20 protein-coding genes are annotated in these 19197 nt (G+C 62.7%); 16 read left to right on the forward strand and 4 right to left on the reverse strand.

All coding sequences use genetic code 11. From position 1 onward, the window contains the following. Positions 1-12: 12 nt before the first annotated feature. From C7T36_RS24255 to C7T36_RS24265, 3 genes are read left to right on the forward strand one after another with little or no spacing between them, the layout of a single operon-like run. Complete coding sequence (locus C7T36_RS24255; protein ID WP_045068278.1) at positions 13-1335, forward strand: TerD family protein; 1323 nt, start codon at positions 13-15, stop codon at positions 1333-1335. Between the two features lie 43 nt (positions 1336-1378). Then, positions 1379-2281, forward strand: coding sequence for an SGNH/GDSL hydrolase family protein (locus C7T36_RS24260; RefSeq protein WP_033236306.1), 903 nt, complete (start codon positions 1379-1381; stop codon positions 2279-2281). A 9-nt stretch (positions 2282-2290) separates the two neighbouring features. Next, complete coding sequence (locus C7T36_RS24265) at positions 2291-3871, forward strand: TerD family protein (RefSeq protein ID WP_045068281.1); 1581 nt, start codon at positions 2291-2293, stop codon at positions 3869-3871. A gap of 5 nt (positions 3872-3876) precedes the next feature. Here the strand turns inward: C7T36_RS24265 and C7T36_RS24270 are convergent, their stop codons facing one another. After that, the gene (locus tag C7T36_RS24270; protein ID WP_033236308.1) at positions 3877-4140 is read right to left on the reverse strand and encodes a LuxR C-terminal-related transcriptional regulator; all 264 of its coding nucleotides are present in this window, start codon (positions 4138-4140) and stop codon (positions 3877-3879) included. A 159-nt stretch (positions 4141-4299) separates the two neighbouring features. Here C7T36_RS24270 and C7T36_RS24275 point away from each other — a divergent pair, with 159 nt between their 5' ends. Beyond that, on the forward strand, positions 4300-4755 hold the full coding sequence (locus C7T36_RS24275) for a tellurite resistance TerB family protein (RefSeq protein ID WP_033236309.1): 456 nt from the start codon (positions 4300-4302) through the stop codon (positions 4753-4755). Between the two features lie 58 nt (positions 4756-4813). Here C7T36_RS24275 and C7T36_RS24280 read toward each other — a convergent pair whose 3' ends face one another. Both C7T36_RS24280 and C7T36_RS24285 read right to left on the reverse strand, forming a co-directional pair. Then, positions 4814-5335, reverse strand: a complete 522-nt coding sequence (locus tag C7T36_RS24280; protein WP_045068284.1) for a 2-oxo-4-hydroxy-4-carboxy-5-ureidoimidazoline decarboxylase — start codon at positions 5333-5335, stop codon at positions 4814-4816. Between the two features lie 151 nt (positions 5336-5486). Further along, the gene (locus C7T36_RS24285) at positions 5487-7442 is read right to left on the reverse strand and encodes an amino acid permease (RefSeq protein WP_045068286.1); all 1956 of its coding nucleotides are present in this window, start codon (positions 7440-7442) and stop codon (positions 5487-5489) included. Between the two features lie 198 nt (positions 7443-7640). Here C7T36_RS24285 and C7T36_RS24290 point away from each other — a divergent pair, with 198 nt between their 5' ends. Next, complete coding sequence (locus C7T36_RS24290) at positions 7641-7847, forward strand: hypothetical protein (RefSeq protein WP_092806021.1); 207 nt, start codon at positions 7641-7643, stop codon at positions 7845-7847. Positions 7848-7873: 26 nt separating this feature from the next. Then, positions 7874-8704 carry a crotonase/enoyl-CoA hydratase family protein gene (locus tag C7T36_RS24295; RefSeq protein WP_045068288.1) on the forward strand — a complete coding sequence of 277 codons (831 nt, stop codon included), beginning with the start codon at positions 7874-7876 and terminating at the stop codon, positions 8702-8704. 88 nt (positions 8705-8792) lie between these two features. Here the strand turns inward: C7T36_RS24295 and C7T36_RS24300 are convergent, their stop codons facing one another. Next, on the reverse strand, positions 8793-9284 hold the full coding sequence (locus tag C7T36_RS24300; RefSeq protein ID WP_033236312.1) for an inorganic diphosphatase: 492 nt from the start codon (positions 9282-9284) through the stop codon (positions 8793-8795). 104 nt (positions 9285-9388) lie between these two features. On the opposite strand from C7T36_RS24300, the gene dacB reads away from it, so the two are divergent. The 10 genes from dacB to C7T36_RS24350 all read left to right on the forward strand — a co-directional run bounded on the left by dacB (position 9389) and on the right by C7T36_RS24350 (position 19158). Beyond that, positions 9389-10798 (forward strand): D-alanyl-D-alanine carboxypeptidase/D-alanyl-D-alanine-endopeptidase, encoded by a 1410-nt coding sequence (gene dacB, locus C7T36_RS24305; RefSeq protein WP_045068291.1) that lies wholly within the window; start codon positions 9389-9391, stop codon positions 10796-10798. Then, positions 10789-11859, forward strand: a complete 1071-nt coding sequence (locus tag C7T36_RS24310; protein WP_375129365.1) for a zinc-dependent metalloprotease — start codon at positions 10789-10791, stop codon at positions 11857-11859. The genes dacB and C7T36_RS24310 overlap by 10 nt, the downstream gene beginning before the upstream one ends. A gap of 33 nt (positions 11860-11892) precedes the next feature. Beyond that, entirely contained in the window at positions 11893-12837 is a 945-nt protein-coding gene (tilS, locus tag C7T36_RS24315; RefSeq protein ID WP_045068295.1) for a tRNA lysidine(34) synthetase TilS, read from the forward strand. A 3-nt stretch (positions 12838-12840) separates the two neighbouring features. Next, the gene (gene hpt, locus C7T36_RS24320; RefSeq protein ID WP_033236316.1) at positions 12841-13395 is read left to right on the forward strand and encodes a hypoxanthine phosphoribosyltransferase; all 555 of its coding nucleotides are present in this window, start codon (positions 12841-12843) and stop codon (positions 13393-13395) included. A gap of 244 nt (positions 13396-13639) precedes the next feature. Then, a complete protein-coding gene (gene ftsH, locus C7T36_RS24325) occupies positions 13640-16264 on the forward strand; it encodes an ATP-dependent zinc metalloprotease FtsH (protein ID WP_045068298.1) in 2625 nt (874 codons plus the stop codon). A gap of 58 nt (positions 16265-16322) precedes the next feature. After that, positions 16323-16940, forward strand: coding sequence for a GTP cyclohydrolase I FolE (gene folE, locus C7T36_RS24330; protein WP_033236318.1), 618 nt, complete (start codon positions 16323-16325; stop codon positions 16938-16940). A 53-nt stretch (positions 16941-16993) separates the two neighbouring features. Beyond that, on the forward strand, positions 16994-17806 hold the full coding sequence (folP, locus tag C7T36_RS24335) for a dihydropteroate synthase (protein ID WP_045069601.1): 813 nt from the start codon (positions 16994-16996) through the stop codon (positions 17804-17806). Between the two features lies 1 nt (position 17807). Next, on the forward strand, positions 17808-18173 hold the full coding sequence (gene folB, locus C7T36_RS24340) for a dihydroneopterin aldolase (RefSeq protein WP_045068300.1): 366 nt from the start codon (positions 17808-17810) through the stop codon (positions 18171-18173). Further along, positions 18170-18673: a 2-amino-4-hydroxy-6-hydroxymethyldihydropteridine diphosphokinase gene (gene folK / locus C7T36_RS24345; protein WP_033236320.1), complete on the forward strand. Its 504-nt coding sequence runs from the start codon at positions 18170-18172 to the stop codon at positions 18671-18673. The genes folB and folK overlap by 4 nt, the downstream gene beginning before the upstream one ends. Positions 18674-18690: 17 nt before the next feature. Beyond that, complete coding sequence (locus C7T36_RS24350; RefSeq protein ID WP_033236378.1) at positions 18691-19158, forward strand: DUF3180 domain-containing protein; 468 nt, start codon at positions 18691-18693, stop codon at positions 19156-19158. The last annotated feature ends 39 nt before the right edge of the window (positions 19159-19197 follow it).

A 19197-nucleotide genomic window follows, 5' to 3' on the forward strand; every position in this document is an offset into this window, starting at 1 on the left:
AAGGAGATGTAGTTGTCTGTATCGCTTGCCAAAGGTCAGAACGGTCCGTTGGATGTGCCGGAGGTGATTGTCTCAGTGCAGTTGGCCGCCGCCGCTGACCTCTCCGCACTGCTCGTGGCCGGCAACGGCAAAGTGCGCTCCGACGCGGACTTCGTCTTCTTCAATCAGCCCACCGGGCCAGGCGTGCAGTTGGTTCCCAACCCGGGTGGCATCGCGTCGCTCAAGGTTTCGCTGGCCGGTGTGCCTGCCGACATCGAGCAGGTTCGTGCGGTGATCACTCTCGACGACACTTCCTCGAATTTCGGGCGCACCGCGGCGCCGACGGCTCGGGTATCGGATGCCGCCGGAAACGTGCTGTACGAGTACGTGATCGACGGGCTGTCCAGCGAGTCCATCGTCATCGCGCTCGAGGTGTACCGACGTCAGGGCGCGTGGAAGGTCCGCGCCGTCGGGCAGGGCTATGCCGGTGGATTTGCAGCGTTGGTGACGGATCACGGTGTCTCCGTCGACGACGCACCAGCACCCGCTGCCCAGGCCGCACCCCCGCAACCGGCCTACAGCCCGCCGCCGCAGCAGCAGCCGGTGTACAACCAGCCTCCCCAGCAGCAGCCGGTGTACAACCAGCCTCCCCAGCAGCAGCCGGTGTACAACCAGCCGCCGCAGCAGCCGTCGTACAACGCGCCGCCGGCCCCGCCCGCGCCGCCGGTGTACAACCAGCCTCCTGCCGCACCGGCTGAGGTGAGCCTGGTGAAGGGTCGCCCCGTCAGCCTCACCAAGGGGCAGAAGGTCACGCTCCGCAAGGAGGGCGGCGTTGCACTCACTCTGATCCAGATGGGGTTGGGCTGGGACCCGATCAAGAAGAGCGGCATGTTCGGCAGCCGCACGGCCAATGTCGACCTCGATGCGTCGGCGCTCCTGTACGCCGACGGCAATCTGGTCGACGTCTGCTACTACGGACAGCTCACGTCGAAGGACGGGTCGGTGCGTCACATGGGTGACAACCTGACCGGCGACGGTGATGGTGACGACGAAGTGATGACGGTCGATCTCCAACGCGTGCCTGCGCACGTCAACGCGGTGATCTTCACGGTTACGTCGTACCGCGGGCACACTTTCGAGCAGGTGCAGAATGCGTTCTGCCGTTTGGTCGACAGCACGACCAACTCCGAATTGGCTCGGTACACGATGCAGGGCGGTATGGCGTTCACCGGAATGGTGATGGCAAAGGTGTACCGGCAGAACGGTGAATGGAAGCTGCAGGCGATCGGCGAGGGCATCCAGGCAAAGCACGCCGGCGAAGCCGCACCACAGCTGGGCCGTTTCCTGATGGCGTAGTGAGTGAAATTCGGTTGGGGTGTGAAAGGGCTTGGCTCGGTAGATGATTAATCGTGGGATTCGGTTCGGTTCAGTTGCGGCCACCGTGGTGGGACTGGTTCTGACGTTGGCGGGTGCCGGCGCCGCACACGCGTCGGTTCCCGTGGACTCCGGAGAGAACGCAGGCATCAAGTACACCGCTCTCGGAGACTCCCGGGCGTCGGGACCACGCTTGGAACCGATGTACCCCGACGGGTGCTCGCGGTCGTACGAGAACTTTGCGGGCAAGATATCGCGCGAACTCGGAACCTCGGAGTTCGCGGACGTGTCATGCAGTGCTGCTCGTAGCGAGAACATCATCTCCACACCCCAACTGATTCCGACGCAGTGGCCGGTCCAATTGGATGCAGTACACCCGGACACGAATCTGATCACCCTCTCGGTCGGGGGCAACGACTCGAACACCCTGATCGTGGGGGCACTGTGTGCTGCTCCCGCACCGGGCGTCGATCGCGGATGTCGCAACGATCCGCTCACCGAGTCCCTTGCGCAGTCCGGCATCGATCAGGCTGCCGATTCGCTCGACAAGACTCTGGCTGCGCTGACGCAGCGGGCTCCGCAGGCGCGGATCTACATGGTCGGAGCAGGCGGGATGATCGGTGCCAGGGCGTGCTGGCCCAATGTTCCGTTCTCGGACGGTGACGCGGCGTGGTTCATGAACTACTACGCGCGTTTCAACACACAATTTGCCGCGATCGCCGGCCGGTACGGCGTTCACGTCATCGACATCGCCACGGACGCGGTAGCGGGTGGACACGACGCCTGTGCTGCGCCGGAGCAGCGGTGGTTCGAGGGCATGTTCTCGGAGTCGACGGCGCAACGACTGCACTTCACAGCGAGCGGAATGACCGAAGTTGCAGGCCGAATTGTGGCAGATCTGCGAGCGAACCCCATCGGCGTGGCATAGTTCTCGGCTGTGACTGTGGAGTTCGTTCCTGGACAGAATGCGCCGCTGCAAACATCCGTCGTGACGTTTCGTGCGTCCAGCCAGACGCCGTTCGACGTGTCTGCGATGGTGACGGATACGCGCCTGCAGGCCCTGTCGTCCGACGCTTTTGTCTTCTACAACCAGCCGTCGACGGCCGGCGTGCAGCTGACAGGCGACGTCGTCCGGGTCGATCTCGATCGTCTTCACCCCGATGCGGCAGCGGTGCTGTGCATCGTGAGCGTCGATCCGAGTGCCGCCACAGCCGGGGCCTTTCGGGTTGCCGGTTTGTCTGCGCGGCTGAGCGATGAATCCGGTTCGGTACTCGGCGAATTCGACATTCCCACCGCAGGTTCGGAGACCGCAGTCATCTGCTGGGAGTTGTACCGGCGAAACGGCGCGTGGAAGGTTCGAGCAGTCGGACAAGGCTATGCGGGCGGTTTGGCCGAACTCATCGGCGTTCACGGAGTCGAGGTAGACGACGTGCCGGCAAACGCGGGAAGCCCTACTGCGTCGGTGCGCGACGATCAGGTTGTGGAGCCCGTCGAAGAGGGCCGCGCACTCGAACGTATGTGGATGATCTTCGAAGACGCATCGAGGTCGGCGGCGTCGCTGATATCGAGCAGCGAATACGCGATGACGAGGTTGGACGAGGAACTGTCGGTAGCGGTAGCTGACGCGAGCACCCGCAACTCGCCGGCCGGTATTGCCGCCCGTGAAGCTGCGCAGAAGCGTCACGACGAACTGGTGGCGACAGCCCGCGAGAGCCATACGCGAGATTCCGCGCAATTGGCCCATGAGCTGACCGTCGTGGATTCGGTGATTCCGCGGGCGATGGCGTCCTGGGAATCACCGGTATGGGCGGCGGGTTCGGCGAGGGAATCTCTGACGTCGAGTGATGGTGTGCGACTTGGCATGTTGTCCGCACCTGACCGAAGTTCACTGAGTGTGCCCTACTGCATGCCGCTCCCACTGCCACGGCCGATCTGGGTGGACAGCACCTCCGGGGCAGCGGCGGTCGCTGTGGTCAGTGCGTTGACGCTGCGAATCATGGCTGCCGGGCCGATGCCGTTGCTTGACGTCGTCGATCTGACCGGGTCGTACACGTTGCTGACGGATCGTTTGTCCGCGCAGTTGGCCGGCCCGGTGATTCGCACGCATCAGGAGATTTCTGCGCGGTTGACGGAGTTGGCCCAAGCTGTGGATTTGGCGGGGCTGGCAAGAAACAGCGGCCAGGAGTTCGCGATGTCTCACGACGCCGGCCCGAGCACTCCACGACTACTGATACTCGGCGACTTCCCGCATGGGTATTCGGCGCAGGACGCCGAGGCGATCATGTTTCTCGCCGAGCACGGACCGATGATCGGATTGTCGATACTGCTTGTCGGAGATGACGAGTCGAGTTCGACCGAGGAGAGCATCGTGGCCTTGGCACATGGGTGCCGCCACGTTCCGGCGGCCGGTGAGATCGACGTCCACGATCCGTGGACGGGCTCGCACTGGGTCTTGGTCCCGGACACCCTCAATCCGGCCACGCAACCGCAACTCTTTGCCGCATTCGACAAACTCTGACTCGATCAGAGTTCGTCGAGCGTAATAATCCCGTCCTGCAATGCACGTGCAAGCAGGCTCATCTTCGTGGGGGCTCGCCGACCGACGGCCGCGTATTTCCCTCGAATTCGCATCAGATGTGTGTTGATTGTCCCGATCGAGATGAGCAGCTGCGCGGACACGACGGTCTTACTGTCGGATTTGAGCCAGTGCCGGAGCACTTCGATTTCGCGGCTGGAGAGACCGGGATCGCGTGGCGGCGCAGCGGGTTGTTCGGGCGACCCGGTCACGGAAGTGCTCCTCGATCTTGACTGATTGCAGGGCCGCAAGCATATAAGAACCTACCGGAAGGTTTTAATTGCAGGGGTGGATGGCAAAATTCGGGGCTCCCAGGCAAAGTGGTTGGTACGACTACGCGCGGTGCGTGGCGGCTCTACCCGAGGAGACTCATGGCATTCTGGGATCAGCTGAAGGCTAAGGCTCAGGAAATGAACAGCCAGCTCAAGACCAAGACGAGCCAGTTCCAGAACAAGGAGTTCAAGAACGCAAGTATGGCGATGTGCGCGTTGATCGCGGCCGCAGACGGCTCGATCGACCCGGCGGAGCGTCAGAAGACGTCGGCATTGATCATGAGCAACGAGTCGCTGGCGGTCTTCCCGCCGGCAGAGTTGAGTCAGCAGTTCGATTGGTACTGCAGCAAGCTGACGTCGGACTTCGAGTTCGGAAAGCTAGAGGCAACCGCGGCAATTTCCAAGCTCAAGTCCAAGCAGGATCAGGCTCGCGCGGTCATTCAGATCGGCATCATCATCGGCGGCGCCGACGGCAACTTCGATCAGCATGAGCGCGCAGTAGTGCGGGACATGTGTTTTGCGGTCGGAATTGCTCCCTCGGAATTCGATCTCTGATAGTTCTCTTGCAGAAAGCGGGTGCGGTGCCACTGGCACCGCACCCGCTTTTGTCTCGTCAGTACTCCGGGTAACCGTCCTCGGGGCCGAGCATGCGCTCGATCCGGGTACATGTGATCTTTGCCAACTCGTCGACGCAGATCTTGCGTTCCACGGATGCCGGATTAGTCAGGCGGACGCGGATGTTCTCGAGGAGATCCTGGGCATCGTGCCCGTGTGAGCACCAGATGTATCGGAACGCGAAGGTCGACTCGTATTCCTCACCGGCTCGGCGGATGGTGGCCATCAGTGACTCGTCGGAATCCCAGATCGCGCATTGTTCGAGGTGGGATGGCACACTTTGGGCGCGGACGCCGACGGGCGGATGGCAGTGCAGGGCATTTTCGACATCTGCGTCGGACAGGTTGAGCAGTGCGTTCTCCGCTCGGGCCAGGATCTCCGCGTAACTGGCAAACGGGCGACCGTCGCTGACCCATCCAGCCCACGTCATCGAGCAACAGCATTCGTACAGCGCATGGATTGCCTTCGGGCGGGGCAGTTCGTTGAAGCGTTCCAACCCGATCGACTGATGTAGCAGCATGTGCCCTCCCGGTCGGTTCCTGAGGCAGTGTTGGGCGTCCTGCCACGGGTTAGCCAGATGTGCGATCACCATCGATGATCCGACGTTTACCTGCGAATGGGAAGGTTTGCCAGCTCGAATTTTCAGGGTTCTTAACACGTGGGAAATCCGTTCAACCGACGTGAACATGGGGCCGGCGGGAGCGTCGACGTTCGGCGCGGCGCAGCACTTCGCGGGTTACCGGAGCGGTTTCGCCTTCGCCGATGAACAGGAAACGAAGCAGGTTGGTCAGAGGATTTCCCTCGGACCATTCGAAGTAGACATCCGGGATCACGCCAGTGAGATCGCGAGCCTTCAGGAGAACGGCTGCGATGGTGTTCGGCACTGCCGGACTGTCCACTCGCAGGACTCGGTGTCTGCCGCGGCGTCGGCCGTGGACAACAAGATCGGTGCTGAAATCGGAGGAGTCGGTGACATTGACTTCCATGAAGATGATCGATTCACCTCTGGGGATGTTGCTGTGCACTCGTTGCTGGAGTTCCTTGACTCGATACTCCTTTTCGCTGAGGTGGGCGGCGTCGTGCGCGACAATTGCGAGATAGCCCCGGTGCGTGGCTTCGTTGATGAATTGCACAGCGGTGTCGTCGAATTCGACGGATTTAGCGCGCAGCTCGAACGCGCGTGTCACCCTCGACAGGAGGGATACGACCATGATCGCAGCGATGAAGAACGATGCAACTTTCACCCCGTCCGGTCGTTCGATGATATTGGCGATGGTTGTGTAGACAAAGAGAGCTGCAACAAAACTGAAGGCTACGAACAGTTTTCGATTTCCACGTCTGCGCACGGACAGGGTGACTGCCACCGCCGCGGAGGAGATGAGAACCAACACGCCGGTTGCGTACGCGGAACTCTGGGCGTCGACGCTTGCATCGAAGTAGAACGTCACGGTGATCGCGATGACGCTGAACACGAGCACGAGTGGGCGGACCGCGCGAGCCCACGACGGGGCCATTCCGTACCGGGGGAGATATCGGGGAACAAGATTGAGGAGACCGGCCATCGCGGAGGCGCCGGCAAACCACAGGATGAGGATCGTGCTGAGGTCGTAGACGGTGCCGAATATCTGCCCGAGATAGTCGTGAGCAAGAAATGCCAAGGCGCGCCCATTTGCAGCGCCACCCGGCTGAAACTCGTTCTCCGGGATGAGAATTGTTGTCACCAGGCTCGACGTCAGCAAGAACCCACTCATGATCAAGGCGGCCGCGGTGAGTAGATGTTTAGTGCCGCGGATACGGCCCTCCGGTTGCGCTTCGGTGTCGCGTGGCCCGCCTTCGATCTGCGGCATCACGGCAACACCGGTCTCGAAACCCGAAAGGCCCAGAGCAAGTTTCGGGAATACGATCAGAGCGATCAGGATCATCATCGCGGGATTGCCGTGTTCCGTCGACATGGCTCGGGTCCAATCGGTGACCAATGCGGGCGCGCTCACGATGTGCCACAGGCTCACGCCGATCACCACGAGATTCAGCGTCAGGTACACCGCGACGAGTCCGACCGCGATGCCGATGGCCTCGGTGAAACCGCGAAGGAACACCGCTGACAGCAGTGCCAGGAGAACCAGCGTGATGACAACGGTCTGTCCGGAGAGAAATGTTGGCGCAAAAGGATTTTCGACGAGGTGGGCGGTTGCATCCGCAGCCGAGAGCGTCATCGTGATCATGAAGTCCGTTGCGGCAAATCCCAGTAGCACCAAGACGAATATCTTGCCGCGCCACTTCGGAAGCAGACGTTCGAGCATGGCAATCGAACCTTCGCCGTGCGGACTTTCCCGCGCCACGCGTCGGTAGACGGGTAGTGCGCCGAACAGGGTGAGAAGGATGAGCACAACCGTTGCCAGCGGGGCCAAGGTGCCGGCTGCGAGGGCGGCGATCCCAGGTTGGTACCCGAGCGTCGAGAAGTAATCGACCCCGGTTAGGCACATGACTTTCCACCACGGGTGGCGATGTTCCTGCTTTGACGTGATGCGGTGTGGACCCAGGTGTCCGCCGGGTTCTTCGGTGATGTCTGCGAGCATCCACGACCTCAGCCGACGTCTAGGAGTGTTCGGTTCGGCGGTCGTCGCCATAGTGATCGCTCCTCGTGCGCAGGCTCGATCAACCGGGTACCCGTTTTCCGGTTCTCAGCATTTCCGGTTCTCAGCGGATTCGCAGGAATCTCGAGCTGAATTCTTCGGGAAGCGGGTCTACATTGAAGTAGTCGAACTTCGCCGCAGGCTTGACTTTTGGAACCTGCGACGAGAATGCGGAGTCGAGAGGATCGTGTAATGGCTACCACTGTGGAGACCAGGAATCCGAGAAGTTCGAGCGTGCGGACCGTCCCGCTGGCTCAGTACATCGAAGAGCACCCGACGGTGCGGGTTTTTCCTCCGACGAGCGAACGCGCCGCGCGGATCGCGATGCAGACGATGTGGGCGCTGATTGCAGTGTCGCTTGTGATCTTGGTGCTGGATGAGGCCGGGCTCTTCGGCTGATCGCAACTCGAGGTTACTCTTGAGTAATGAGCGAACAGAAGAGCTGGAATGCGTTCACCGTAGAGCGCGAAGACCACATTGCCCAGGTCACGTTGATCGGCCCGGGCAAGGGCAATGCGATGGGCCCGGATTTCTGGAGTGAACTTCCCGAGATCTTTGCGGACCTCGACACCGATCCCGATGTGCGCGCCGTCGTCATCGCCGGTTCCGGCAAGCACTTCTCGTTCGGTCTTGATCTGCCGGCGATGAGCGGTGAATTCGGTGCTGTCCTCGCGGACAAGGCTCAGGCCGGTCCGCGAACCAAGTTCCACGACATGATCAAGCGCATGCAGTCCGGCATCAATGCAGTCGCGGATTGCCGCAAGCCGGTGATTGCCGCAGTTCAGGGTTGGTGCATCGGCGGCGGCGTCGACCTCATCACGGCAGCAGACATTCGCTACGCGAGCGTCGACGCCAAGTTCAGCATCCGTGAGGTCAAGGTCGCCATCGTTGCGGACATGGGCAGCCTCGCCCGTCTGCCTGCGATCATCGGCGACGGACACCTGCGCGAACTCGCGTTGACCGGCAAGGACATCGATGCTGCGCGCGCCGAGAAGATCGGCCTCGTCAACGACGTGTTCGACGACGCAGACGCCGTGCTTGCCGCAGCCCGCGCAACTGCCCAGGAAATTGCGCTCAACCCGCCGCTCGTCGTCCACGGCATCAAGGACGTGCTCGATCACTCGCGCAGCGCGAGCGTCGACGACAGCCTGCGCTACGTCGCAGCCTGGAACGCGGCGTTCCTGCCGTCGCAGGACCTGACGGAAGCCATCACCTCGGTCTTCCAGAAGCGCCCGCCGGTCTTCACCGGGGAGTAGACAAGCGGGGAGTAGGCAAACGGGGAGTAGACAAACGAAAATCCCCGCGCACCGGAAGGTGTGCGGGGATTTTTTGTGCGCAGATCTTTCAGTGACCGCCGTTGGCAGCGAGACGCTTGATCGAAGCCTCGACCTCGGCCTCTGCCTCGGCGCGGCCGACCCAGTTTGCAGCCTCGACGTGCTTGTTCGGCTCCAAGTCCTTGTAGTGGACGAAGAAGTGCTTGATCGCGTCAAGCTCGAACTGCGAAATGTCGCTGAGGTCCTGGATGTGATCCCAACGCGGATCACCTGCAGGAACGCACAGGACCTTGTCGTCTCCGCCGGCTTCGTCGACCATTTTGAACATGGCAACGGGACGAGCTTCGACGATTACGCCGGGGTACACCGACTCGGGCAGCAGAACCATGGCGTCCAGAGGATCGCCGTCCTCGCCGAGGGTGTTCTCGATGTATCCGTAGTCAGCCGGGTAGCCGAAGGCGGTGTAGAGGTAACGGTCCAGCTTGACGCGGCCGGTCACGTGGTCGACCTCGTACTTGTTGCGCTGACCCTTGGGGATCTCGATGGTGACGTCGAACTCCACGCCGATTCCTCGCTGTCGTGTCGGTAATGATTCGTCCGGAAGGATATCGGGTCAAGGATAAGGTTGGCTGACCACCCAGCAGGGCGAGCACAGACGGAGGGGCGTTGGCGGGCCAGGGAAAGAAAAAGATCGGCTCGTTGGAAGAGCGCAAACGACGCACAGTGCGCATTCTGCTGGCGGTGTGTGTGGTCGCGGTAGTCGCGATCGCGGCAGTGTTGGTTGTCGCACTGGGAACTTCCGAAGAACCCACGCAGAACGCGATTGTCACGACATCGCCACAACCGAGCCCGGTGACGCCGTCGCCGCAGGTAGTTCCTGTTCCGGCAGACGCGCCGATACCGTCGGAGGCTGGAATTGCCGCGGCCATCGGACCGGCTGTCGCGAACCCCGACCTGGGGAAATTCACCGGCGTTGTCGCTGATGCGCTCACCGGGCAGGTTCTGTGGAGCGCCGACCCGTCGACGCCCATGACACCGGCATCCACCACCAAAGTGCTGACGGCAGCTGCTGCGCTGCTGGCATTGCCGCTCGATCATCGACTGTCGACGACAGTGGTCCAGGGTGCTGCGCCGGGGCAGTTGGTGCTGGTCGGTGGCGGTGACCCGACATTGACCGCAACGCCGAAGGGGCAGAGCGGGTACTACGCAAACGCTGCGCATATTGCCGATCTTGTCGATCAGATCAAAGCGTCGGGAACGCCGGTGGACAGCATCGTCGTCGACAGCGGTCTGTTCAAAGGTGACACCATGGCGCAGGGATGGTTCCCGGCCGATATCGCTGCGGGATACATCACACCCATCGAATCGGTGATGATCGAGGGCGGTCGATTCGACGGCTCCATGGACGAATCACCGCGTTCGGAAACTCCCGCATTGGACGCGGGGAAGGTTCTGGCACAGGCACTGGGCGTCGACGCGGCCAAAGTCTCGGCAGGAACTGCGCCCGCCGGCGCCAAGGCGATCGCGAGCGTGCAGTCCGCACCGCTCAGTGACCGTCTGATCCAGATGATGGAACATTCCGACAACGTGCTCGCCGAGACCATCGGGCGCGAGGTGGCGATTGCGTCAGGCACCGAAGCGTCGTTCGCTGGGGCAGTGGAGGGAACCGCCAAGACTCTGCGCGCCGCCGGCTTCGATTACACCGGTGTGACGCTGTTCGACTCGAGTGGACTCTCCGTCGACGATCTCATTCCCGCGGAGGTTCTCGATCGAGTGATGACCGCCGCAGCGGGAGACGGCGACCCGAAGCTGCGGCCGTTGCTCGACTATCTGCCTGTTGCCGGTGGAACCGGCAGCTTGTCCGACCGATACGCGTCGGGCAATCGGACCGGCGCAGGCTGGGTGCGTGCCAAGACGGGAACTCTGTCGACGGCTAGTGCGTTGTCAGGTTTTGTGGTGGATCAAAACGGACGAGTGCTCACCTTTGCGCTCATGTCCAACGATCGGCCACCGGAAGTCAGCCGTCCGGCTTTGGACGCCATCGCCGGAGCATTGAGGAATTGCGGGTGCCAATAGTGGCAGCAGAGAACGACTCGACAACTCTGGGTGGAGCGGTCGACTGGAGTCTCGCGACCAAAGCCGGCATCAAATTGGCTCGCGGTGGTCCGGCCATGTCGCGCTACACCGCCGAAACCGCAACCGCGGAGCTGGCTGACGCGTCGAAGCGCGCCGAACTGCCGGTGCGCGATGTCACCGGTCTGGCCGACGGCCTGCCCGTCCCGGCAGCGGAGGTTCTCGACCGAGCCGGCTGGATCACTGCGGCGTCGCGGTCGATGGCCCATCTCACCGGCGCCGATCCGGACGGCAACGGAAATCTGCTGGTCGGCAAACCCGCGGGATTGCAGGCAGGTGCGATGCTCGCCTACCTGTCGTCGGCGATTCTCGGGCAGTACGACCCCTTCACCGGCGAAAACGGCACACTGCTTCTGGTCACGCCGAACATCGTGTCCGTCGAGCGTTCGCTCCGACTCAACCCGAGTGATTTCCGGCTATGGGTCTGCCTCCACGAAGTGACGCACCGCGTGCAGTTCTCGTCGTCACCGTGGTTGGCGGATTACATGAAGGAATCCGTCGAAACATTGAGCGCGAGCGTCGACGAGTCGATGACGGATGTCGTTGGGCGTCTCACCGCCGAACTGCGGTCCAGGAAGAACCCTGCAGCCGACGGTGACGACGCCACCCCCGGCGGAATCATCGGGCTGCTGCGTGCGTCGCAGGCGGAGCCGCAACGCGAAGCACTTGATCGCATGCTGGTTCTCGGCACTCTGCTCGAAGGTCATGCCGACCACGTGATGGATGCAGTCGGGCCTGCCGTTGTGCCGTCCGTCGCCACGATTCGCGCCGCCTTCGACAAGCGCCGGCAACGCAAGTCCAATCCGGTCCAGCGCATCATCAAGATGCTGCTCGGCATGGACGCCAAGATGGCGCAGTACGTCCGAGGCAAGGCGTTTGTCGACGCCGTGGTTCTCAAAGTCGGGATGGAGCAGTTCAACACCATCTGGACCGGCCCGGAAACACTGCCGTTGCTCGACGAGATCGACCATCCCGACGCGTGGGTGACACGCGTTCTCGGTTAGACGGTGCTGCCTGAAACTGCGTCACTGCTGGAAATGCGGCTGGCGCTGCGGGGGTGGCTGCGTCGCTACCACTCCCACGGCCGGGTGTGTGTGGCGCTGTCCGGTGGTGCTGATTCCTTGGCGCTCACTGCCGCTGCGGTGGCCGAAGCGGAGTCGGTGGACGCGCTGATCGTCGACCATCGTCTGCAGGAGGGCTCGGACGTCGTCGCTCGCGCCGCCGCTGATCAGGCACTGGCTCTGGGAGTTCGCTCGGCGCGGGTACTCACTGTCGACGTCCACGGTAACGGCAGCCTGGAGGCCGCCGCCCGCGATGCGCGCTACGAGGCACTGGACGGCAGTCGGGGAGATGCACCGGTTCTGCTCGGACACACCCTCGACGACCAGGCCGAAACGGTTCTTCTCGGACTCGCCCGCGGATCCGGTGGTCGATCCATTCAGGGAATGCAGGCCTTCGACGATCCGTGGGGTCGGCCGCTGCTCGGCGTGCGACGCGGCGTGACCCGAGCCGCCTGTGAGGACCTGTCGATCACGCCGTGGGAGGACCCGCACAACACCAACGACGAGTTCACGAGGGTTCGATTGCGGCACGAGGCCTTGCCGCTACTCGAGGAAATTCTTGCGGGCGGAGTTGCCGAAGCACTGGCCCGCACTGCCACACAACTACGTGAGGACGGGCAGGTTCTCGACGCGCTTGCCGGCGCCGTACTGCTTCGCGTTGTTGTCGACGGGGAAGTGGAAGTGGACACACTTGCCGAATCGGCCGGCGCGATCCGACGGCGCGTTCTTCGGAGCTGGCTTCTGGGCAGTGGTGCAAAAGCGTTGACGGACAAGCAGTTACGAGCCATCGATGCCTTGATTGCCGATTGGCGGGGGCAAGGTGGTGTCGCGATCGGTGGCGGAACCCCGGAGTCGAGGTTGGTGGTGGTTCGTCGACGTGGCAGGCTGACCGTCGGATTCGAAGACCGACGAAGGGTTTGACGCGTGTACGAGGGTGACATCGCATCGGTACTGATTACCGAGGAACAGATTCGTCAGCGAACGGCCGAACTCGCGGAGGAGATCGCGGCGCGTTACCCCGTCGGTGCACCCGAGGGTGACCTGCTTCTGATCGGTGTTCTCAAAGGCGCAGTCTTCTTCATGACGGACTTTGCCCGGGCTCTCCCGATTCCGTCTCAGATGGAGTTCATGGCCGTCAGCTCTTACGGGTCCTCGACCTCGTCTTCGGGCGTCGTCCGCATTCTCAAGGACCTCGACAAGGACATCGCCGGCCGCCACGTGCTGATCGTCGAGGACATCATCGACTCCGGTCTCACGCTTTCCTGGTTGATGCGCAACCTCAAGACCCGGAACCCCGCGTCGCTCGAGGTCGTCACGCTGCTCCGCAAGCCCGACGCCGTGAAGATCGACGTCGACGTTCGTGACGTGGGCTTCGACATTCCCAACGAGTTCGTCGTCGGTTACGGACTCGACTACGCCGAGCGTTACCGCGATCTGCCGTACATCGGATTGCTGGATCCCGAGGTTTACGGCGGCTGAACTCGCTGCCTCGCGTGAGGTAGGAGTGCGTGTTCGCTTACAGGGAACTATGCGCTGTGGTTGCTCGGGAACCTCGTGGTCCTGGTCGTCGTTGAAATTGCAGACGATCGTTTCGATCGACCTCGACGGCTGCTGACGGGCACAGACAGGACCGACCACGGTAACCTGCAGGTGTCCGGTTGACAGCCGGCGGCGACCGGCAGACCCGCACTCCCGAAAGGACCGGCCACATCGGCCGACCTGTATGAACCGTAAGACTGTGTTCCGTAACGTGCTACTCGTAGCCGTCGTGCTGATGGTGATCTACGCCTTCAGCTACTTCGGTAACGACACCCGTGGCTTCAAGACCGTCGATACGTCGGTCGCGATCTCCCAGATAGACGCTAAAAACGTCACGTCTGCGCAGATCGACGACCGTGAGCAGCAGGTTCGCCTGTGGCTCAAGGAAGGTAACGACGCGACTGGTGGCCAGACGCAGATCTTGGCGAAGTACCCCGAGAGCGCGTCTCAGCAGATCTTCCAGGACATCGAGGGTGCCGGGCTCGAGAAGTTCAACACCACCGTCACCACTCAGAGTTGGCTGACGTCGATTCTGTTGTTCGTCCTGCCGATGATCATTCTGTTCGGCATCTTCTTCTTCGTCATGAACCGCATGCAGGGCGGCGGGGGACGCGGCGGCGTGATGGGCTTCGGTAAGTCGAAGGCCAAGCAGCTGTCCAAGGACATGCCCAAGACCACGTTCGCCGATGTCGCCGGTGCGGACGAAGCTGTCGAAGAGCTGTACGAAATCAAGGACTTCCTCCAGAATCCGACGCGTTACCAGGCCCTCGGCGCCAAGATCCCGCGCGGTGTTCTGCTGTACGGGCCTCCCGGTACCGGTAAGACGCTGCTCGCTCGCGCTGTTGCAGGCGAAGCCGGTGTCCCGTTCTTCACCATCTCCGGTTCCGATTTTGTCGAGATGTTTGTCGGTGTCGGCGCGTCGCGTGTTCGTGACATGTTCGAGCAGGCCAAGCAGAACAGCCCTTGCATCATCTTTGTCGACGAGATCGACGCCGTCGGTCGTCAGCGTGGCGCAGGCCTCGGCGGCGGGCACGACGAACGTGAACAGACTCTTAACCAGTTGCTCGTCGAGATGGACGGTTTCGGTGACCGCACCGGGATCATCCTGATCGCCGCAACCAACCGCCCCGACATTCTCGACCCGGCTCTGCTCCGTCCGGGCCGCTTCGACCGCCAGATTCCCGTCGGTGCCCCCGACCTCGCCGGCCGACGCGCCATCCTGCGTGTTCATTCGCAGGGCAAGCCGATCGATCCCAACGCAGACCTCGAGGGTCTCGCCAAGCGGACCGTCGGTATGTCGGGTGCAGATCTGGCCAACGTCATCAACGAGGCCGCACTGCTCACGGCGCGTGAGAACGGCACCGTCATCACGGAAGCCGCACTGGAGGAATCCGTCGACCGCGTTGTCGGTGGACCGCGTCGCAAGAGCCGCATCATCAGCGAGCACGAGAAGAAGATCACCGCGTACCACGAGGGTGGACACACACTCGCGGCGTGGGCGATGCCCGACATCGAGCCCGTCTACAAGGTCACCATTCTCGCTCGCGGTCGCACCGGCGGCCACGCGATGACGGTGCCAGAGGACGACAAGGGTTTGATGACGCGCTCCGAGATGATCGCGCGTCTCGTGATGGCAATGGGTGGACGCGCCGCGGAGGAATTGGTCTTCCACGAGCCCACCACCGGAGCGTCGTCCGATATCGACATGGCCACCAAGATCGCTCGCGCGATGGTCACCGAATACGGCATGAGCGCCAAGCTCGGTGCAGTCCGCTACGGGCAGGAGGGCGGCGATCCGTTCCTCGGCCGTTCGATGGGCGTGCAGTCCGACTACTCGCATGAGATCGCCCGAGAGATCGACGAGGAGGTGCGCAACCTCATCGAGGCCGCGCACACCGAAGCGTGGGCAATTCTCAGCGAGTACCGTGACGCCCTCGACCTCATTGCCAGCGAACTGCTCGAGCGTGAGACGTTGACCCGCAAGGATCTCGAGAAGATTCTTGCCGGCGTCGAAAAGCGTCCGCGCATCACGGCTTTCAATGATTTCGGCGGCCGCACGCCGTCGGATCGTCCGCCGGTCAAGACGCCTCGTGAATTGGCGATCGAGCGTGGCGAGACGTGGCCGGAGCCGGCCCCGGCGCCCGTGCTCGTGAAGTCGGGTGCGCCCGCTGCCTCGAGCATCGGCGGTTCCAACGGTTACGCGCAACCCAATGCTCCGCAGCAGCAGCCTGCGGCCCCCCAGCAACCCGCACCCGCGCCGGGTACTCCCGACTACGGAGCACCGGCCGGTTGGTCGGCTCCGGGTTGGCCGCCGCGCGAGAACGAGACGCAGGCGTACCCCGGCCAGCAGACCGGCGGATACCAGGGCACGCCCAACCAGGGCGCTCCCAACCAGGCACAGCCTGCGCCGGGCCAGTACGGTCAGCCGGCACCGGGTCAGTACGGCCAGCCCGCACCGGGTCAGTACAGCCAGCCCGCACCCGGTCAGTACGGTCAGTCGCAGAGCCATCCGGGTGAGCAGGCCTATGGTCAGCAGAATCCGGGCCAGCAGCAGAATCCGGGCCAGCAGTACCAGGGCCAGCCTCAGTACCCGACCCAGCATTACACGGGTCAACAGGGTCAACCGAGCTACCCGGTGCAGTACCCGGACGGTGGGCCGTTTGCCGATCCGAACCGTGGAAATGCCGGTGGAAACACGGGCGTCGAGGGTCAGGATCAGTGGCTGGCGCCGGAGTCGGATCCCAACGCCGCGTCGAGCGACGACGGACCGAGCACCATGCGCTGGGACGGACCGGACGGATCTCGCTGACCAACCGCCGTTAGGCTCATGCGGCGGGGTATGAAACAAACTCTCGAGGAGCGTTCGGTTGTCGGTGAATGAAGTGGTCAGTGAACTGGTATCGGTTGAAACAGGGCGGCCGTTCGATCAGGCCCGTGCAGAAGCAGCGGTCCGTGAACTGTTGATCGCGGTGGGCGAGGATCCGGACCGTCCCGGTTTGCTCGATACACCCGCACGGGTGGCTCGGTCGTACAAGGAGATTTTTGCCGGGCTGTACTCCGAACCGGATCAGGCGCTGAACACCACGTTCGACGAAGGACACCAGGAACTGGTGCTCGTGCGAGACATTCCGATGTACTCGACCTGCGAACACCACCTGGTCTCGTTCCACGGAGTGGCACATGTCGGCTATATCCCGGGTAAATCCGGCAAGGTCACCGGCCTGTCCAAGTTGGCGCGAGTTGTCGATCTGTACGCAAAGCGGCCGCAGGTCCAAGAACGGCTGACAAGCCAGATCGCCGATGCGTTGATGCGCAAGCTCGATCCGCGCGGTGCCATCGTCGTCATCGAGGCCGAGCATCTGTGCATGGCGATGCGTGGTATCCGCAAGCCCGGTGCGAACACGACGACCTCGGCTGTTCGTGGGCTCCTGCAGTCCAGCGCGGCCTCGCGTTCCGAGGCTCTGGACCTCATTCTTCGTAAGTGAGCGCCGTGAACTCCGCGGGCGGCGTGTCGACGGATCCGGGTCGGACGCTGGTGATGGGGGTCCTCAACGTCACCGCTGATTCATTCTCGGACGGTGGCCAGTTCCTCGATCGAGATGCGGCGCTTGCCCGCGGACTGGAACTGAAAGCTCTGGGCGTAGACATCGTCGATGTCGGTGGCGAATCGACCCGGCCGGGAGCCTCGAGGGTTGATCCGAAAGTGGAAGCGGGACGGGTAGCGCCGGTCATCGAGGAGTTGGTGGCCGCGGGCATTCGCGTCAGCGTCGACACCATGCGCGCATCGGTTGCCGCTGCTGCGATCGAAGCCGGCGTCGACATCGTCAACGACGTATCCGGTGGTCGCGCAGATGCCGACATGGCGTCGGTGGTTGCCGATGCCGGGATTCCGTGGGTTCTGATGCACTGGCGTTCGGCGAGTGACTACGTTCACCGCGGCAGCGCCGATCACTACGACGACGTTGTCGCCGACGTTCGTGATGAACTCCTGACTCAGGTCGACCTCGCACTGAAAGCGGGTGTCGATTCCTCTGCCATCATCCTCGATCCGGGCCTGGGGTTCGCGAAGAACGCCGACCACAACTGGGCACTGCTGCGGGCGTTGCCCGAGTTCACGGCGTTGGGTTTTCCTGTTCTGGTGGGGGCGTCGCGTAAGCGTTTCCTCGGGTCGCTGCTCAGCGATTCCGACGGGACGCCGCGGCCGCCGGCCGGTCGGGAAACTGCGACGGCGGTGGTCTCCGCGCTTGCCGCACGTGATGGCGCGTGGGGTGTTCGTGTTCACGACGCCCAGGCGTCACTCGACGCTATCGCTGTTGTGGAAGCGTGGTCTCGTGGACGGGAAAGGGACTGACATGGGCGATCGGATCGAGTTACGAGGACTGAAAGTCCGTGGCAATCATGGTGTTTTCGACCATGAGAAGCGTGACGGTCAGGACTTCTTCATCGACATCACGGTGTGGATGGACTTGGCCCCGGCCGCCGCGTCGGACAATCTCGAACACACGCTGCACTACGGCGAGTTGGCCGAGGCTGCCGCAGCGATTGTCGGTGGACCGTCACGCGATCTCATCGAAACCGTTGCTGCCGAGATCGCCGACAACGTCATTACGGATACGCGGGTGCAGAGCGTCGAAGTTGTTGTCCACAAGCCGTCGGCACCGATCCCACTCGTGTTCGCAGACGTTGCCGTCGTTGCTCATCGGACGAGGCAGAAATGACTCGGGCCGTTCTGTCGATCGGCTCGAACATCGGCGATAGCCTGGCCCATTTGCAATCTGCGGTCGACGGTCTCGGAGACGCCGTAGTGGCTGTGTCACCGGTGTATTCGACCGCGCCGTGGGGTGGCGTCGAACAGCAGGATTTTCTCAACGCCGTCCTACTCGTGGACGATCCGACGGCCGGAAGCTACGACTGGCTGCTGCGGTCGCGCAAACTCGAGGAAGACGCCGATCGGGTGCGTGATCAGCGATGGGGTCCGCGGAGCTTGGACGTCGACGTGGTGGATTGTGAAGGAATTGTCAGTGCTGATCCGGAGCTGACGCTGCCGCACCCGCGGGCACATCTGCGGGCCTTTGTACTCATTCCCTGGCTTGACGTCGAACCAGGTGCAACCCTGATGGTCGATCAGGAGGTTCGGGCTGTTGCGCAGGTGCTCGCGAACCTCGATCGCTCGGAGCGCGACGGAGTGCGCGTCACGGATTCGGTTCTGATTCGGTGACCGAACAGGATCGGGGCATGAAACCGACAAAAATCAGCGAACTACTGGTTTTGACCGGAGTGGCCGCGGTTGCCACCTGGATTCTGATTCGTGTGTTCTACGGTTCGATGCCGCCCATCCCGGTGTACGCGGGCGCGTCGCTGTATCTGGCCGCGATCGCCGAGGTGATCCTCGCGTTTGTCATTCGGTCCCGGATCAAGGGAAGCCAGATCGGCGACGGTTATCGACAACTGCACCCGATCGCTGCGGCACGCGCCCTCGCGCTCGCAAAAGCGTCAGTACTGGTCGGTTCAGCTACCACCGGGGTGTGGATCGGGGCACTGGTGTATCTGATCCCACAACGATCCGTTTTGAAAGCTGCCGCCGAGGACACGCCGGGGGCGTGGGTCGGACTTGGTGCAGCAATTGCGCTGGTAGCAGCCGCGCTGTGGCTCGAACACTGTTGTAAGACGCCAGAAGATACACCTGACGAGCCGGCGCACTGAGCGCTGCGGTAGGCGAATCGCATGGGTAAGGTCCATGGC

The sequence above is a fragment of the Rhodococcus sp. AD45-ID genome, assembly GCF_003023755.1.
In the GTDB taxonomy this organism is placed as follows: Bacteria; Actinomycetota; Actinomycetes; order Mycobacteriales; family Mycobacteriaceae; genus Rhodococcus_F; species Rhodococcus_F globerula.

Excerpts from the sequence above, each read along its gene's own strand:
- ftsH (WP_045068298.1), top strand. The coding sequence starts at position 13,640 with ATGAACCGTAAGACTGTGTTCCGTAACGTGCTACTCGTAGCCGTCGTG.
- C7T36_RS24295 (WP_045068288.1), top strand. The coding sequence starts at position 7,874 with ATGAGCGAACAGAAGAGCTGGAATGCGTTCACCGTAGAGCGCGAAGAC.
- folB (WP_045068300.1), top strand. The coding sequence starts at position 17,808 with ATGGGCGATCGGATCGAGTTACGAGGACTGAAAGTCCGTGGCAATCAT.
- folK (WP_033236320.1), top strand. The coding sequence starts at position 18,170 with ATGACTCGGGCCGTTCTGTCGATCGGCTCGAACATCGGCGATAGCCTG.
- C7T36_RS24350 (WP_033236378.1), top strand. The coding sequence starts at position 18,691 with ATGAAACCGACAAAAATCAGCGAACTACTGGTTTTGACCGGAGTGGCC.
- C7T36_RS24280 (WP_045068284.1), bottom strand. The coding sequence starts at position 5,335 with ATGCTGCTACATCAGTCGATCGGGTTGGAACGCTTCAACGAACTGCCC.
- C7T36_RS24290 (WP_092806021.1), top strand. The coding sequence starts at position 7,641 with ATGGCTACCACTGTGGAGACCAGGAATCCGAGAAGTTCGAGCGTGCGG.
- C7T36_RS24260 (WP_033236306.1), top strand. The coding sequence starts at position 1,379 with ATGATTAATCGTGGGATTCGGTTCGGTTCAGTTGCGGCCACCGTGGTG.
- C7T36_RS24285 (WP_045068286.1), bottom strand. The coding sequence starts at position 7,442 with ATGGCGACGACCGCCGAACCGAACACTCCTAGACGTCGGCTGAGGTCG.
- C7T36_RS24275 (WP_033236309.1), top strand. The coding sequence starts at position 4,300 with ATGGCATTCTGGGATCAGCTGAAGGCTAAGGCTCAGGAAATGAACAGC.
- tilS (WP_045068295.1), top strand. The coding sequence starts at position 11,893 with ATGCGGCTGGCGCTGCGGGGGTGGCTGCGTCGCTACCACTCCCACGGC.
- folP (WP_045069601.1), top strand. The coding sequence starts at position 16,994 with ATGGGGGTCCTCAACGTCACCGCTGATTCATTCTCGGACGGTGGCCAG.